Genomic DNA, 14,156 nt, shown 5'->3' with positions numbered 1-14,156 from the left:
CGAGCGGCCCGATCAGGGTCCAATGGCCCCTTACCCTTTTCTCTGGCCACCCGACCGACGACTCCGGAACGCGAGATTCATGACCGGCACAGACGATGTCCTGCTTGTCCACGGCGGAACCCCGCTCGAGGGCGAGATCCGCGTTCGCGGCGCGAAGAACCTCGTGCCCAAGGCGATGGTCGCCGCCCTGCTCGGCAGCGGCCCCAGCAGACTGCGCAACGTGCCGGACATCCGCGACGTGCGCGTCGTCCGCGGCCTGCTCCAGCTGCACGGCGTGACGGTCCGCCCCGGCGAGGAGCCCGGCGAGCTGGTGCTCGACCCGACGCACGTCGAGTCCGCCAACGTCGCCGACATCGACGCCCACGCCGGCTCGTCGCGCATCCCGATCCTCTTCTGCGGCCCGCTGCTGCACCGCCTCGGCCACGCCTTCATCCCCGGCCTCGGCGGCTGCGACATCGGCGGCCGGCCGATCGACTTCCATTTCGACGTGCTCCGCCAGTTCGGCGCGACCATCGAGAAGCGGGCCGACGGCCAGTACCTGGAGGCCCCGCAGCGCCTTCGCGGCTGCAAGATCCGCCTCCCGTACCCCTCGGTCGGCTCGACCGAGCAGGTGCTGCTCACGGCGGTCCTCGCCGACGGCGTCACCGAGCTGTCGAACGCGGCCGTGGAGCCCGAGATCGAGGACCTGATCTGCGTCCTGCAGAAGATGGGCGCGATCATCTCCATGGACACCGACCGGACCATCCGGATCACCGGTGTCGACAAGCTCGACGGCTACACCCACCGGGCCCTCCCGGACCGCCTGGAGGCGGCCTCCTGGGCGTCCGCGGCGCTCGCCACCGAGGGCAACATCTACGTGCGCGGCGCCCAGCAGCGCTCGATGATGACCTTCCTGAACACCTACCGGAAGGTCGGCGGCGCCTTCGAGATCGACGACGAGGGCATCCGCTTCTGGCACCCGGGCGGCTCGCTCAACGCGATCCACCTGGAGACCGACGTCCACCCCGGCTTCCAGACCGACTGGCAGCAGCCGCTGGTCGTCGCCCTGACGCAGGCGTCCGGCCTCTCCATCGTCCACGAGACGGTGTACGAGTCCCGGCTCGGCTTCACCTCGGCGCTGAACCAGATGGGCGCCCACATCCAGCTGTACCGCGAGTGCCTGGGCGGCTCCGACTGCCGCTTCGGCCAGCGGAACTTCCTCCACTCCGCGGTCGTCAGCGGCCCCACCCGCCTCCAGGGCGCCGACCTGGTCATCCCGGACCTGCGCGGCGGCTTCTCGTACCTGATCGCGGCCCTCGCCGCCCAGGGCACCAGCCGGGTGCACGGCATCGACCTGATCAACCGCGGCTACGAGAACTTCATGGAGAAGCTCGTGGAGCTGGGCGCCAAGGTCGAGCTGCCGGGCAGCGCGCTCGTCTAGGACCCGCCGGAAGGCCCTGCGGGGCCTTCTCCCGGACGTACGGAAGGGCGGCCACCCCGGAAGGGGTGGCCGCCCTTTACGTGCGCCTACAGGCTGCTTACTTGCCCTTGGCGGCTTCCTTGAGCTTCGAGCCCGCGGAGACCTTCACGCTGTAACCGGCCGGGATGTTGATCGGGTCGCCGGTCTGCGGGTTACGAGCGGTGCGAGCGGCACGGTGGGTGCGCTCGAAGGTCAGGAAGCCGGGGATGGTGACCTTCTCGTCGCCCTTGGCGACGACCTCGCCGACGGTCTCGGCGAGGGCGGCCAGCACGGCGTCGGCGTCCTTGCGGGTCACCTCGGCGCGGTCGGCCAGCGCGGCCACCAGCTCACTGCGGTTCATGTTGTTACTCCCGTGTTCTTCTTGCCTGTGAGGCGTGAGATCGAAGCCGATGCTGCCAGGGGCCTCGGACAGTCCCCGGAACCGGGTCTGCCTCTCGTGGATCCCTCGCGCCCTGGGGGTTCCCCCCTGGACGAAGTCCTCGGGGGAGCATCCTGCCCCCACCAGCGGCGGGAACGCCAATCCGGCACCCCCTGGGGTCACACGGAAAGCGCCGGAGGCCCCTGGTGGTGACGTAGCGTCGACTCCCCGCAAACGGTGCGGAGCCGAAAAGCCACCCTAAAGGCGGGTTTACGACTCCGCGAATCGCGACACGCTCGGGGTACCGCTCCCCGGTGACGTCAGGCGCCCGCGCCCGCCGCCTTCGCGGCGGTCCGCACGGCCCCGGCGACGGCGCCGGCGACCTTGTCGTTGAAGACCGACGGGATGATGTAGTTCGGGTTCAGCTCGTCCTCGGTGACGACGTCCGCGAGGGCCGCGGCGGCCGCCAGCATCATCTCGGTGTTCACCGTGCGGGACTGCGCGTCGAGCAGACCGCGGAAGACGCCGGGGAAGACCAGGACGTTGTTGATCTGGTTCGGGAAGTCCGAGCGGCCGGTGGCGACCACGGCGGCGGTCTGCCGCGCGGCGGCCGGGTCGACCTCCGGGTCGGGGTTCGCGAGCGCGAACACGATGGAGTCCTCGGCCATCGCGGCCACGTCCTCCGCGCCCAGCAGGTTCGGGGCCGACACGCCGATGAAGACGTCCGCGCCGACGACGGCCTCCTTGAGGGTGCCGGTGACGCCCTCCGGGTTGGTGTTGTCGGCGATCCAGCGCAGCGGGGAGTCGGCCGGGGCGGCCACCAGGTCCTCGCGGCCGGCGTGCACGACGCCGTGGATGTCGGCGACGACCGCGTGCTTCACGCCCGCGGCGATCAGCAGCTTCAGGATGGCCGTGCCGGCCGCGCCGGCGCCGGACATGACGACCCGGACGTCCCCGATGCCCTTGCCGACCACGCGGAGCGCGTTGGTGAGGGCCGCGAGGACGACGATGGCGGTGCCGTGCTGGTCGTCGTGGAAGACCGGGATGTCCAGGGCCTCGCGGAGCCGGGCCTCGATCTCGAAGCAGCGGGGCGCCGAGATGTCCTCCAGGTTGATGCCCGCGAAGCCGGGGGCGATGGCCTTGACGATCGCCACGATCTCGTCGGTGTCCTGGGTGTCCAGGCAGATCGGCCAGGCGTCGATGTCGGCGAAGCGCTTGAAGAGGGCGGCCTTGCCCTCCATGACCGGCATGGCGGCCATCGGGCCGATGTTGCCGAGGCCGAGGACGGCGGAGCCGTCGGTGACGACCGCGACGGTGTTGCGCTTGATGGTGAGGCGGCGGGCGTCCTCGGGGTTCTCGGCGATCGCCATGCACACGCGGGCGACGCCCGGGGTGTAGATCATCGAGAGGTCGTCGCGGTTCCGGATGGGGTGCTTGGACGCCATCTCGATCTTGCCGCCGAGGTGCATCAGGAACGTACGGTCCGAGACCTTGCCGAGGACGACGCCCTCGATGTCCCGCAGCCGCTCGACGATCTCGTCGGCGTGCGCGGTGGAGGTCGCGGCGATGGTGACGTCGATCCGGAGCTTCTCGTGGCCCGAGGCGGTGACGTCGAGGCCGGTGACGGAGCCTCCGTGGGACTCGACCGCAGCGGTGAGCTGCGAGACCGCGGTGCCGCTCGCGGGCACCTCCAGCCGGACCGTCATCGAGTACGAGACGCTGGGCGCCGTTGCCATGGCCGGGTTCCTCTGCTTTCCCTAGCTTCGTTGCTACGCCGCCCCGGCTGGTTGCCCTGGCGGCGCCCTCCGATGGTCGCACCTACCCGCCGGTAGCAGGTAATGCGGTCATTTTGTTTTCGGAAAGTAGTTTCCACCATACGAGAGATGCTGAGGCAACAGAAGAGGCCCCGGTCATCGGAAGACGACCGGGGCCCCAACTTCGTATGTATGTCTAAGTGACACCGACCCGCCATGCTCGCCTCGCGGCAAGTGGTCCCTCTGAGGGACGAAGGTTGGGCCCGGGGGCTTGGATCGAGCCGGTGTCACGACAAGGCTAACAAAGGCTCCGCGAAGGTGATTCCCCCCGCGCGTGTTGACCGGAAATCACCCCCGGAGAGCCCCGTCCGGGTCCCGGCCCTCAGTCCCGCAGGAGGTCCGGCACCCCGGCCGCGTCCGGCAGGTCCCGCTCGCCCGCGAGCACGGTCAGCGCCTGCGTCGAACGGGTCAGGGCCACGTACAGCACCCGCAGGCCGGCCGGGGACTCGTCGGCGATCTCGGCCGGGGCGACGACGAGGGTGGCGTCGTACTCCAGGCCCTTCGCCTCCAGCGAGCCGAGCGCGACCACCCGGTCCCCCAGCCCGTCCAGCCAGCGGGCGGCCTCCGCGCGCCGGTCCATGGCGACGACCACGCCGACCGTGCCCTCGACCTCGGCGAGCAGCCGCTCCGCCTCGGACCGCACGGTTCCGGCCAGATCGCCGCCCTTGGCGACGGCGACGAACCGGGGCTCGACGCCGGTCGAGCGGACCGCCCGCGGGGACTCCTTGCCCGGCATCGCGAGGGCGAGGACCTTGGCGGCCAGCTCGGCGATCTCCGCCGGGTTGCGGTAGTTCACGGTCAGCTCGAAGCGGCGGCGCGGCCGGGAGCCCAGCGCCTCGTCGCGGGCGGCGGCCGCCTCGTCCGGGTCGGACCAGGAGGACTGCGCCGGGTCCCCGACGATCGTCCAGGTGGCGTGCCGGCCGCGGCGGCCGACCATCCGCCACTGCATGGGCGTGAGGTCCTGCGCCTCGTCGACGATGACGTGGGCGTACTCGGTGCGCTCGGCGGCGAGCCGCTCGGCCCGCTCGCGCTGGGTCTCCTCCCGTACCGGCATCAGCTCCTCCAGACCGGTGAGCTGGTCCAGCGGGTCGTACTCCCGCTTCCGCTTCGGCCGGGCGGGGGCGCCGAGCAGGGTGTGCAGCTCGTCCAGGAGGGCGACGTCGTGGACCGAGAGGCCCGGGCGGCGCAGCGAGCGGGCGATCCGGCGGACCTCGCCGGGGTTGAGGACCCGGCGGGCCCAGCGGCCGAGCCGCTTCTCGTCGGCCATGGCGTCCAGGACCCGGCGCGGGACGAGCTCCGGCCACCAGGCGTCGAGGAAGCCGGTGAAGGAGTCCTCGGTGGAGACGTCCTCGTCGAAGGAGGAGCGCAGCTCGGCGGCGAGCTCGGGGTCGCTGTGCCGGCCCGCGGCGCCCGACCTGGCGTAGAGGGCGTCGAGGAGGAGGCGGCGGGCGCGCGGGCGCAGGAGGTTGACGGGCGCGGTCCCGGAGAGCACGTTCTGCCGGATCCGCCGCAGCTCGCCCTCCTCCAGTTCGAGGCGGCGCCCGAAGGCGACGACCCGGAGCAGCTTCGGTGTGTCGGGGCCCTCCAGGGCGCCGCGGGCGGCCTTGCGGAGCACCGCGAGCATCCGCGACGACCCCTTGATCCGGGAGACGGCGGGCTCGTCGTACGCGTCGGCCTCGGCCCCGTCGACGAGGTTGCCGAGCGCCCGGATGGCGACCTGTCCCTCCTCGCCGAGGGAGGGCAGCACGCCCTCGGTGTACGAGACGAGCAGCGGGGTCGGCGAGACGATGAGGATGCCGCCGGCGTACCGCCTGCGGTCCTGGTAGAGCAGGTACGCGGCCCGGTGCAGCGCCACCGCGGTCTTCCCGGTGCCCGGCCCGCCCTCGACGTAGGTGACGGAGGCGGCGGGGGCGCGGATGACGAGGTCCTGCTCGGCCTGGATGGACGAGACGATGTCCCGCATGGTGTGGCTGCGGGCCTGCCCGAGGGCGGCCATCAGGGCGCCGTCGCCGATGACGGGCAGCTCGGCGCCGCCGAGGCTGGCCTTCAGCTCGGGGCGCATCAGGTCGTCCTCGACGCCGAGGACCTTCCGGCCCTTCGACCGGATGACCCGGCGCCGGACCACCCGGCCCGGCTCCACCGGCGTGGACCGGTAGAAGGGCGCGGCGGCGGGGGCGCGCCAGTCGATGACGAGCGGGGAGTAGTCGGCGTCGAGGACGCCGATGCGGCCGATGTGCAGGGTCTCGCCGATGTCGGCGGTGTTGTCGGGCCGGATGGCGTCGTCGGCGGGCTCGACGGAGGTGTAGGCGCCGTCGGGTCCCTTGACCCCGTCCTTGCCCTCCAGCAGGTCGATCCGGCCGAACAGGAAGTCCTCGAACTCGTTGTTGAGCCGGTTCAGGTGGATCCCGGCGCGGAAGACCTGGGCGTCGCGCTCGGCGAGGGCGCCGGGCGTGCCGACGTGCCCCTTCTGCGCGGCGTCGTTCATCAGGAACTCCGCCTCGTGGATCTTCTCCTCCAGGCGGCGGTAGACCTGGTCCAGATGTTCCTGCTCGACGCCGATCTCACGGTCTCTGACCGTGTCGACGGCTTCCTGCGCGGCCACTAAGGCCCCCTTCTGACGTGCACTGGGCAGCCGTCAAAGGTACGCCACCGGTGGCCGCCGTGTCAGGCGAGGGGCGGCGGCTGATCGTGCAGAATCCGCTGGAAGAGGTGGTGATCGCGCCACGCGCCGGCGATGTGCAGGTACCGGGGCGCGGTCCCGATCCGCTCGAACCCGGCCTTGGCGAGGACGCGCTGCGAGGCGTGGTTGTCGAGCAGGGTCGACGCCTCGATCCGGTGCAGCCCGAGCTCGTCCCGCGCGGCGCGCAGCACCTCGGCGACGAGCAGGGAGGCGATGCCGCGCCCCGTTCGCTCCCCGTCCACCCAGTACCCGAGCGAGGCGCTGCGGAACGGCCCCAGCACGATCCCGGACAGGATCGCGGCCCCGACGATCCGCTCGTCGTCCCCCCCGTCCCCCTCGACGGCGAACCACCTCCGCCCGCCGTCGGCCAGCCGCTCGGCCTGCCGCTCGGCGGTGTAGTACCGCTCGTCCCGATCCGGCTCGGTGGCCCGCATGTGCCCCCGGTTCCGCCCCAGCGCCTCCGCCAACGCGCCGGCGTCCGCCGCCCGCGCCTCCCGAACCCCCACCACGACGTCCATCCGGGCAACCTACCCCGCGCTCCGTCGGGGAGCTAAGGCGTCGGGTCGACCGAGAGGCGGTAGCCGCGTTTGACGACCGTCTGGATGAGCTTGGGGGTGCCGAGGGACGCCCGGAGGCGGGCCATCGCCGTCTCGACCGCGTGCTCGTCCCGCCCCGCCCCCGGCAGCGCCCGCAGCAGGTCCGCCCGGGAGACGACCCAGCCCGGCCGGCGGGCCAGCAAGCCCAGGAGCGCCATGCCGGCCGGCGGTACGGGCCGCAGCGCCCCGTCGACGAGGACCGCGTGCCCGCGGATCTCGACGCGGTGCCCGGCGACGGGCAGCACCCGCGCCCGCGCGGGCAGCTCGGTACAGAGGAGCTGCACGAGCGGCCCGAGCCGGAACCGTTCGGGCTGGTGCGTGGGGATGCCCTCGGCCTGCAGCGGAAGCGCCGTCACCGGCCCCACGCACACCGCGAGCACCTCGTGCCGCAGCGCCTCGACGACCCGGTCCCGTACCCCCCGCTCGGCGGCCCGGGCGAAGAGCGACGCCGCGGCGGGCGCGCTGGTGAAGGCGACCGCGTCGAGGGAGCCGGCGAGCACCACGTCGATCAGGCGGTCGAGCGGTACGAGGTCCTCGGGCGGCATCCACCGGTAGACGGGGACGCCGAGGACGGTCGCCCCGGCGGCGGTGAGCGCCTCGACGAAGCCGGGGAGGGGCTCGCCGTGGAGCTGGAGGGCGATCCGCCGCCCGGCGACGCCTTCGGCGAGGAGCCGGTCGAGGACCTCGGCCATCGACTCGGACGAGGGCGACCAGGACTCGGTCAGCCCGGCGGCCCGCACCGCCCCCTTGACCTTGGGCCCGCGGGCGAGCAGTTCGACCCCGCGGAGCGCGTCGAGGAGCTCGCTGCCGTACCCCCACCCCTCCGCCGCCTCGACCCACCCGCGGAAGCCGATCGCCGTGGTGGCGACGACGACGTCCGGGGTGTCGCCGATGATCTCCTTGGTGGCGGCGAGGAGTTCGGCGTCGTCGGCGAGGGGCACGATCCGCAGCGCGGGGCCGTGCACGACGGCCGCTCCGCGCCGGCGCAGCAGGGCGATGAGTTCGTCCGCGCGCCGAGCCGCGGTGACGCCGACGGTGAAGCCGGCCAGGGGTCCGTGTTCGTGCTGGTCCATGGTCGTCGAGAGTGGCGCGGACGCGTGACAGTCGGGGTTCACGCGTATTTCCTGCCCGTTACGGTACGCGCCCGTCACCCCGGCTCACACCTTCGCGTATCCGGGCCGGTTCTCCGGCTCCTCGGCGGACTCGGCGGTGTCGGGGACGACGGGCGGGCGGCGAAGGTATACCGCCCAGGTGACGGCCATGCAGGCGGCGTAGAAGGCGAGGAAGGCGACGAAGGCCCCGGTGCCGGTGCCGACGGTCTGGAAGGACTGCCGGAAGGCGAGGTTGATGCCGAGGCCGCCGAGGCCGCCGACGGCGCCGATGAGGCCCATGGAGGCGCCGGAGAGCCGCCGCCCGTACGCCTCCGCGGTCTCGCCGCTCAGGCCCTTGCGGTGCCCCTGGGCGAGGAAGATCGCCGGGATCATCTTGAAGGTGGAGCCGTTGCCGAGGCCGCTGAGGACGAAGAGGGCGATGAAGCCGACGAGGAAGACGGCGAGCGACTCGGCCAGCGAGGCGTAGACGACCACCCCGGTGGCGGCGGACATGGCGGCGAAGGTGCCGAGGGTGATGCGGGCGCCGCCGTGCTTGTCGGCGAGGGAGCCGCCGAGGGGGCGGATGAGGGAGCCGAGCAGGGGGCCGATGAAGGTGAGCGAGGCGGCCTGCAGCGGGGTGCGGCCGAACTGGGTCTGGAGGACGAGGCCGAAGGCGAAGCTGTAGCCGATGAAGGAGCCGAAGGTCCCGATGTACAGGAAGGCCATGATCCAGGTGTGGCGGGCCCGCACGGCCTCGCGGAAGGCACCGGTGTCGTTCTTCACGGGCGTGAGGTTGTCCATGAAGAGCGCGGAGCAGACGGCGGCGACGACGATCAGCGGCAGGTAGACGCCGAGGACGATCCTGGGGTGCAGGGCGCCGGCGGTGCCGATGACGAGGAGCCCGACGAGCTGGACGACGGGGACGCCGATGTTGCCGCCGCCGGCGTTGAGGCCGAGCGCCCAGCCCTTCTTCCGGAGCGGGAAGAAGGCGTTGATGTTGGTCATGGAGGAGGCGAAGTTGCCGCCGCCGACGCCGGTGAGGGCCGCCACCAGGACGAAGGTGGAATAGGAAGTGCCGGGTTCCATCACGGCGAAGGCGAAGCCGGTCGGCAGCAGGAGCAGCAGGGCGCTGAAGACGGTCCAGTTGCGGCCGCCGAAGCGGGCGACGGCGAAGGTGTACGGGATGCGGATCAGCGCGCCGACGAAGGTCGCGGTGGCGATGAGGAAGAACTTCCCGGCGGCGTCGATGCCGTACTGGGGTCCCATGAAGAGGACCATCACGGACCAGAGGCTCCAGATGGAGAAGCCGATGTGCTCGGAGAAGACCGAGAAGGCGAGGTTCCGTTTGGCGATCCGCTCGCCCTTCTCCTGCCAGAAGGTCTCGTCCTCCGGCTCCCACACGTCGATCCAGCGCCCGCCCATCTCGCACCTCCACGGTGTCGGATCCGGTCCCGGATCCTGGTGCCCCCGACGCTAGGGGTTCGGCGTTTCAGAGCGGTACCGCGAGATGACGTCGGCGGAACCTTGCTCTCACCCGGGTCCGGCGGCTCCTGTGAGTGCGTCCGGCAGGCCCGGTTCGCCGTCCGGGAGCCAGGAGCCGGGCGGGCGTTCCAGCCAGCCCTCCCGGGCGCCCAGTTCGGCGGCGGCGGTGCGGAGGGCGTCGAGGGCGGGGTGGCGCAGGCCCTTGCGCCAGACCAGGCTGACGGGCGAGAGGGGGACGGGGTCGACGAGGGGCCGCAGGACGCAGCCGGGCATGGGCGGGAAGCCGGTGCCGGCGAGGACCGGGCGCCGGTGCTTGGCCATGATCCGCTGGAACTCCTCCTTGCCGACGGCGAGCGGCGCGGGCGGCGCCAGGTGGATGCCGCGGCCGGCGAAGAGCGTGGCGGCGAGGTCGGTCCACTCGGTGGTGCGGTCGTTCCCGGCACCGGCGTAGAGGTGTTCGCCGGCGAGCCGGGCGAGCGGCACCTCGGGCAGGGCGGCGAGCTCGTGGTCCTCGGGCAGCAGCACCGCCATCGGCTCGTACCGGACGAAGGACGCGTCGAGCCGGGCCCGCAGGGCGGGCGCGAGGCCGCCGTACCGTCCGAAGGAGGCGTCGAGCCGGCCGGCCAGGATCTCCCGCGCGGCGCCGGTGAGCCCGGACTCGAAGCGGGCCATCAGCTCGTGCTCGGGGGCGAGTTCGCGGGCGCGGCGCAGGATCCGGTCCTGGACGAGGCCGGGCGTGTTGAGGTCGACGAGGAGGGGGCGGGTCTCGGCCCGGAAGGCGTCGCGGAGCGCGTCGTGGGCGTCGAGGACCCGGCGGGCGTACGGGAGGAGCCGTTCGCCGTCCGGGGTGAGGGCGACCTGCCGGGTGGTCCGTACGAAGAGCGGGGCGCCCACCTCGCGCTCCAGGCGCCGGATGTCCCGGCTCAGCGCCTGCTGGGCGACGAAGAGCCGGCCGGCGGCGCGGGTGAAGTGCAGCTCCTCGGCGACGGCGGTGAAGGCGCGGAGCAGCCGGGGTTCGATGTCGTACGGAGTGGCCACCCGCCGCATTCAACAACACAGGTGCGTGAATGGCGACCGTACAGGTGTTGGACGGTCCGGGCGCCCCGGCCGGAGCCTGGTGCCATGCCCCAGCAGCTCCTCGTCCCCACCCCCGCCGGCCCGGGCCTGGCCCCCCGCTACCGCGAGCGCCCCGCCGCGCTCCCCCGCAACCCCTACCTCCGGCTCTTCGCCCTCCCGGGCACGCGCGCGTTCACCGCCGGGAACCTGATCGCCCGGCTGCCGTCGGGGATGTTCGGCATCAGCGCGGTCCTGATGATCTCGGCGGCGTACGACTCCTACGCGCTGGCCGGCGCGGTCAGCGCGACCGGCCTGGTGGCGGGGGCGCTGACGGCGCCCTGGGTGGCCCGGCTGGTCGACCGGCACGGGCAGGCCCGGGTCGCTCTTCCGGCCGCGCTGCTGGCCGTCCTGGGGCAGCTGGCGCTGCTGCTGTGCGTCCGGGGGCACGCGCCCGCGTGGACGCTGTTCTGCGCGGTCGTCCTGACCGCGACCGCCCCGAACACGGGCGGCATGTCCCGGGCCCGCTGGGCGCATCTGCTGCGCGGTGACGCGGCCGCGCTGCACACCGCGAACTCCTTCGAGCAGGCCGCCGACGAGCTGTGTTTCATGGTGGGTCCGCTGCTGGCGGCGGTGGCCTGCTCGGCGCTCTTCCCGGAGGCGGGCACGCTGGTGGCGGCCGTCCTGCTGCTGACCGGCGTGCTCCTCTTCACGGCCCAGCGCTCGACGGAGCCGCCGGTCGCCCCGCGCACCTCGGCGGGCTCGCCGCTGCGGGCGGCGGGGATGCCTCCGCTGCTGGCGGTCTTCGTCGCCACGGGGGCGATCTTCGGTTCGATGGAGGTGACCGCCCTGGCGTACGTGGACGGTCCGGTCGCCGGCCCGGTCCTGGCGTTCCAGGCGGCGGGCTCCTGCGCGGCGGGCCTGCTCTACGGCCGGGTCCGGCGCGGCGCGGGCCTGCGCGGCTGCCTGGCGGCGATGACGGTCCTGATGGCGGCGCCGCTGCTGACGGCGCAGACGGGTTCCCTGCTCGCGCTGGCCGCCGGTCTGCTGGTGGCGGGCATGGCGACGGCCCCGACGATGGTGACGGGCATGGGGCTGGTCCAGCGGCTCGTCCCGCCCTCCCAGCTGAACGAGGGCATGACGCTGGCCGTGACCGCGCTCCTGGCGGGCATCGCGGCCGGCTCGGCCACGGCGGGCTGGACCGCCGACCACGCCCCGGACCCCGTCGTCGGCTTCGTCCTGCCGGTGGCCGCGGCGGCCCTGGCGCTGGCCCTGTGCGCGGCGACCGGGGTCGGCCGCCGCGCACGGGTCTGAGGGGGGCGTCCTCAGCTCTGCCGGAGCGGCGGCATGGGCACCTGGACGCCGTAGGCGGTGGCCCCGGCGCCGATCCCGCCCTCGCAGCCGTCGGGTTCCTGGGTGCCGAGGCCCCGGGTGGACGGCTTCTCGGCGGCCCAGAACATGTAGCCGAGCAGCCCGGCGGTGGTGCCGGCCCCGTTGGGTGCCGCGTTGCGCACCCAGTCGCCGGTGGCCTTCTGCAGCGAGTTCGCGAAGTCGGTGCACTCGGGCAGCGGGCTGCGCCCGTAGGCGACGTACAGCCCGGCGGTGAACTTGGCGGGGGCGAGCGGCGGGACCGGCGGCGCGAACTGGGACTTGCCGTCGATGTGCTCCTGCCAGTTGGCGATGTGGGTGCTCGCCGAGGAGGGGCGGGCGGTCACCATGGCGTTGGCGTAGTCGAGGACGGGGGCGTCGGTGCGGAGCCAGTCGGCGGTCGCCTTGCGGTTGATGTCGATCAGCCAGCGGTCGCCGGCGGCGGTGTCGATCGTGAGGCGGGCGGCGGGCCGGGTGCCGGTGGCGTCGTAGGGGTGGACGGACCGGTAGGCGTCGATGAAGGACTGGAGCCCGGCCAGGTCCGGGTCGGTGTTCTGCTCGTAGTCGATCTCGATGCCGACGCCGAGGTCGGCGGCGACGGCGGCCGCGTTGAGCCCCAGCTGCGTGGGGTTCTCGGCGAGGGCCGCGTCCCACTCGTCGGTGTAGGTGATGCCACCGATGGAGAGCATGACGCGGATGCCCCGGGAGGTGAAGTACTCGACGATCTCCCTGGTCATGCCTGCGGGGACGCCGTTCACGGTGCCGGCGTCGGTGGTGCGGCGGAGCAGTTTCAGCGGCTCGACGAAGCTGAGCACGACGAGGTTGACGGAGGGCCGTCCGTCACCCCGGTCGATCAGCCAGTGGTTCTTGGCGTCGAACTCGGCGAGGTCGCGCTCGGTGGACCAGGTGCAGTAGTCGTCCCCGCAGTGCCAGGCGCCGTAGACCTGGACGGGGGCGGCCGCGTGGGCCGGGGTGGTGGGGACGAGGAGGGCGAGGAGCATGAGCAGGACCGCGAGCGGTCTGTGACGCATACGTACCTCCGGGAGTGCCGTGGCCTGGGGGGCGGCTCCGGCAGAGTGGCAGGTACAGACCAAGTCGGCAAGAGGGCGGTCACGCCCGCCGACGGGCACGGCCCCGGGACCGCGGACGCTCGGGACCGCAGGCCCTCGGGACCGCAGGCCCTCGGGAGCGCGGGAATGACAGAGGCCCGGCGGTCGCTCGCGCGACCACCGGGCCTCTGCCCACATGGGATGAGTGGAGATGGCGGGAATCGAACCCGCGTCCAACGGTGCGGAACCAGGGCTTCTCCGTGTGCAGTCTGGTACGAGTTTCTCAGCCCTCCGGATCACCCAGACAAGTCCGGAACGGGCTCAGTCACTGTTTGATTTCCCTCTTCACCCCGTGACCGGGATCAAGGTTTAGTCCCCTTCATGATGCCAGGATCCGGGTCGGGAACAGCCCCGGGCTGACACTTCGCAAGTCGCTACTTAGGCAGCGAGGGCGAAGGAATCGCGCTTGGTGTTGGCGATTATTGGTTTCGGCGCGTGGTTTACGAGATCATTGCCGCTTCCTCGACACGCTTCCCCTGCTTCGACATCCGCTGTCGAAACCGATCATCCCCATGTTGTGTTTTCAATCCGTGCGCCCTCGGTGGGGTGCGTGGCCCATGGTACGTGACCGGCGGGCCCGGTTGCCAGCGTATTAACGCTCCTGGGCGCGCTGGCGCCGCTTCGCCGCCGCGATGGCGCGGGCGGTCTCGCGGGTGTCCTGCTTCTCCCGGAGCGTCTGCCGCTTGTCGTACTCCTTCTTGCCCTTGGCGAGCGCGATCTCGCACTTCACCCGGCCGCCCAGGAAGTACAGCGCGAGGGGCACGATCGTGTGACCGGTCTCCGACGCCTTCTGCTCCAGCTTGTCGATCTCCGCCCGGTGCAGCAGCAGCTTCCGCTTCCGCTTCGCCGAGTGGTTGGTCCAGCTGCCCTGCATGTACTCGGGCACGTGGATGTTGTACAGCCACGCCTCGTGGCCCTCGATCTGGACGAAGCCGTCCACCAGCGAGGCCCGCCCCATCCGGAGCGACTTCACCTCCGTGCCCATGAGCGCCACGCCCGCCTCGTACGTGTCGAGGATGAGGTAGTCGTGGCGCGCCTTCTTGTTCTGCGCGATGAGCTTGCGCTCCGGCCCCTTGTCCTGGGCCTTCTTGGCAGGCTTGCCCTGCACGTTGACGAGTCCCTTAGCCATAGTGCGGTCATTTTCGC

11 protein-coding genes and 1 other RNA gene are annotated in these 14,156 nt (G+C 72.4%); 2 read left to right on the top strand and 10 right to left on the bottom strand.

Annotated elements, in window-relative coordinates; all coding sequences use genetic code 11:
* Window positions 1–79: 79 nt before the first annotated feature.
* Window positions 80–1,420 (top strand): UDP-N-acetylglucosamine 1-carboxyvinyltransferase, encoded by a 1,341-nt coding sequence (gene murA, locus IF73_RS0116515; RefSeq protein ID WP_031008410.1) that lies wholly within the window; start codon window positions 80–82, stop codon window positions 1,418–1,420.
* A 97-nt stretch (window positions 1,421–1,517) separates the two neighbouring features.
* Here murA and IF73_RS0116510 read toward each other — a convergent pair whose 3' ends face one another.
* The 7 genes from IF73_RS0116510 to IF73_RS0116480 form a co-directional block, all read right to left on the bottom strand.
* Complete coding sequence (locus IF73_RS0116510) at window positions 1,518–1,799, bottom strand: HU family DNA-binding protein (RefSeq protein WP_017237029.1); 282 nt, start codon at window positions 1,797–1,799, stop codon at window positions 1,518–1,520.
* Window positions 1,800–2,137: 338 nt separating this feature from the next.
* Window positions 2,138–3,553: an NAD-dependent malic enzyme gene (locus IF73_RS0116505; RefSeq protein WP_031008409.1), complete on the bottom strand. Its 1,416-nt coding sequence runs from the start codon at window positions 3,551–3,553 to the stop codon at window positions 2,138–2,140.
* Between the two features lie 400 nt (window positions 3,554–3,953).
* Complete coding sequence (locus IF73_RS0116500) at window positions 3,954–6,233, bottom strand: HelD family protein (RefSeq protein ID WP_031008408.1); 2,280 nt, start codon at window positions 6,231–6,233, stop codon at window positions 3,954–3,956.
* Window positions 6,234–6,295: 62 nt separating this feature from the next.
* The gene (locus tag IF73_RS0116495) at window positions 6,296–6,829 is read right to left on the bottom strand and encodes a GNAT family N-acetyltransferase (protein ID WP_031008407.1); all 534 of its coding nucleotides are present in this window, start codon (window positions 6,827–6,829) and stop codon (window positions 6,296–6,298) included.
* A 32-nt stretch (window positions 6,830–6,861) separates the two neighbouring features.
* On the bottom strand, window positions 6,862–7,980 hold the full coding sequence (locus IF73_RS0116490) for a uroporphyrinogen-III synthase (protein WP_031008405.1): 1,119 nt from the start codon (window positions 7,978–7,980) through the stop codon (window positions 6,862–6,864).
* Between the two features lie 84 nt (window positions 7,981–8,064).
* Window positions 8,065–9,420, bottom strand: coding sequence for a nitrate/nitrite transporter (locus tag IF73_RS0116485; protein WP_031008403.1), 1,356 nt, complete (start codon window positions 9,418–9,420; stop codon window positions 8,065–8,067).
* A 108-nt stretch (window positions 9,421–9,528) separates the two neighbouring features.
* Window positions 9,529–10,518 carry a LysR family transcriptional regulator gene (locus tag IF73_RS0116480; RefSeq protein ID WP_051716859.1) on the bottom strand — a complete coding sequence of 330 codons (990 nt, stop codon included), beginning with the start codon at window positions 10,516–10,518 and terminating at the stop codon, window positions 9,529–9,531.
* Between the two features lie 84 nt (window positions 10,519–10,602).
* Between IF73_RS0116480 and IF73_RS0116475 the strand changes: the two genes are divergently transcribed.
* Window positions 10,603–11,847 carry an MFS transporter gene (locus tag IF73_RS0116475; RefSeq protein WP_234338251.1) on the top strand — a complete coding sequence of 415 codons (1,245 nt, stop codon included), beginning with the start codon at window positions 10,603–10,605 and terminating at the stop codon, window positions 11,845–11,847.
* 11 nt (window positions 11,848–11,858) lie between these two features.
* Here IF73_RS0116475 and IF73_RS0116470 read toward each other — a convergent pair whose 3' ends face one another.
* The 3 genes from IF73_RS0116470 to smpB all read right to left on the bottom strand — a co-directional run bounded on the left by IF73_RS0116470 (window position 11,859) and on the right by smpB (window position 14,139).
* Window positions 11,859–12,932 (bottom strand): hypothetical protein, encoded by a 1,074-nt coding sequence (locus IF73_RS0116470; protein WP_031008395.1) that lies wholly within the window; start codon window positions 12,930–12,932, stop codon window positions 11,859–11,861.
* Between the two features lie 221 nt (window positions 12,933–13,153).
* Window positions 13,154–13,522, bottom strand: a transfer-messenger RNA (tmRNA) gene (ssrA, locus tag IF73_RS39090).
* Between the two features lie 80 nt (window positions 13,523–13,602).
* Window positions 13,603–14,139 carry an SsrA-binding protein SmpB gene (smpB, locus tag IF73_RS0116465; RefSeq protein WP_051716858.1) on the bottom strand — a complete coding sequence of 179 codons (537 nt, stop codon included), beginning with the start codon at window positions 14,137–14,139 and terminating at the stop codon, window positions 13,603–13,605.
* Between the last annotated feature and the right edge of the window lie 17 nt (window positions 14,140–14,156).

Source organism: Streptomyces sp. NRRL F-5727 (genome assembly GCF_000719555.1).
Taxonomy (GTDB): domain Bacteria; phylum Actinomycetota; class Actinomycetes; order Streptomycetales; family Streptomycetaceae; genus Streptomyces.
This window is presented reverse-complemented; position numbering and strand designations above follow the sequence as displayed.

What these genes read in the sequence shown, in the direction of transcription:
- IF73_RS0116475 (WP_234338251.1), top strand. Translation starts at nt 10,603, where the DNA reads ATGCCCCAGCAGCTCCTCGTCCCCACCCCCGCCGGCCCGGGCCTGGCC.
- IF73_RS0116490 (WP_031008405.1), bottom strand. Translation starts at nt 7,980, where the DNA reads ATGGACCAGCACGAACACGGACCCCTGGCCGGCTTCACCGTCGGCGTC.
- IF73_RS0116510 (WP_017237029.1), bottom strand. Translation starts at nt 1,799, where the DNA reads ATGAACCGCAGTGAGCTGGTGGCCGCGCTGGCCGACCGCGCCGAGGTG.
- IF73_RS0116485 (WP_031008403.1), bottom strand. Translation starts at nt 9,420, where the DNA reads ATGGGCGGGCGCTGGATCGACGTGTGGGAGCCGGAGGACGAGACCTTC.
- IF73_RS0116505 (WP_031008409.1), bottom strand. Translation starts at nt 3,553, where the DNA reads ATGGCAACGGCGCCCAGCGTCTCGTACTCGATGACGGTCCGGCTGGAG.
- IF73_RS0116495 (WP_031008407.1), bottom strand. Translation starts at nt 6,829, where the DNA reads ATGGACGTCGTGGTGGGGGTTCGGGAGGCGCGGGCGGCGGACGCCGGC.
- smpB (WP_051716858.1), bottom strand. Translation starts at nt 14,139, where the DNA reads ATGGCTAAGGGACTCGTCAACGTGCAGGGCAAGCCTGCCAAGAAGGCC.
- IF73_RS0116470 (WP_031008395.1), bottom strand. Translation starts at nt 12,932, where the DNA reads ATGCGTCACAGACCGCTCGCGGTCCTGCTCATGCTCCTCGCCCTCCTC.
- murA (WP_031008410.1), top strand. Translation starts at nt 80, where the DNA reads ATGACCGGCACAGACGATGTCCTGCTTGTCCACGGCGGAACCCCGCTC.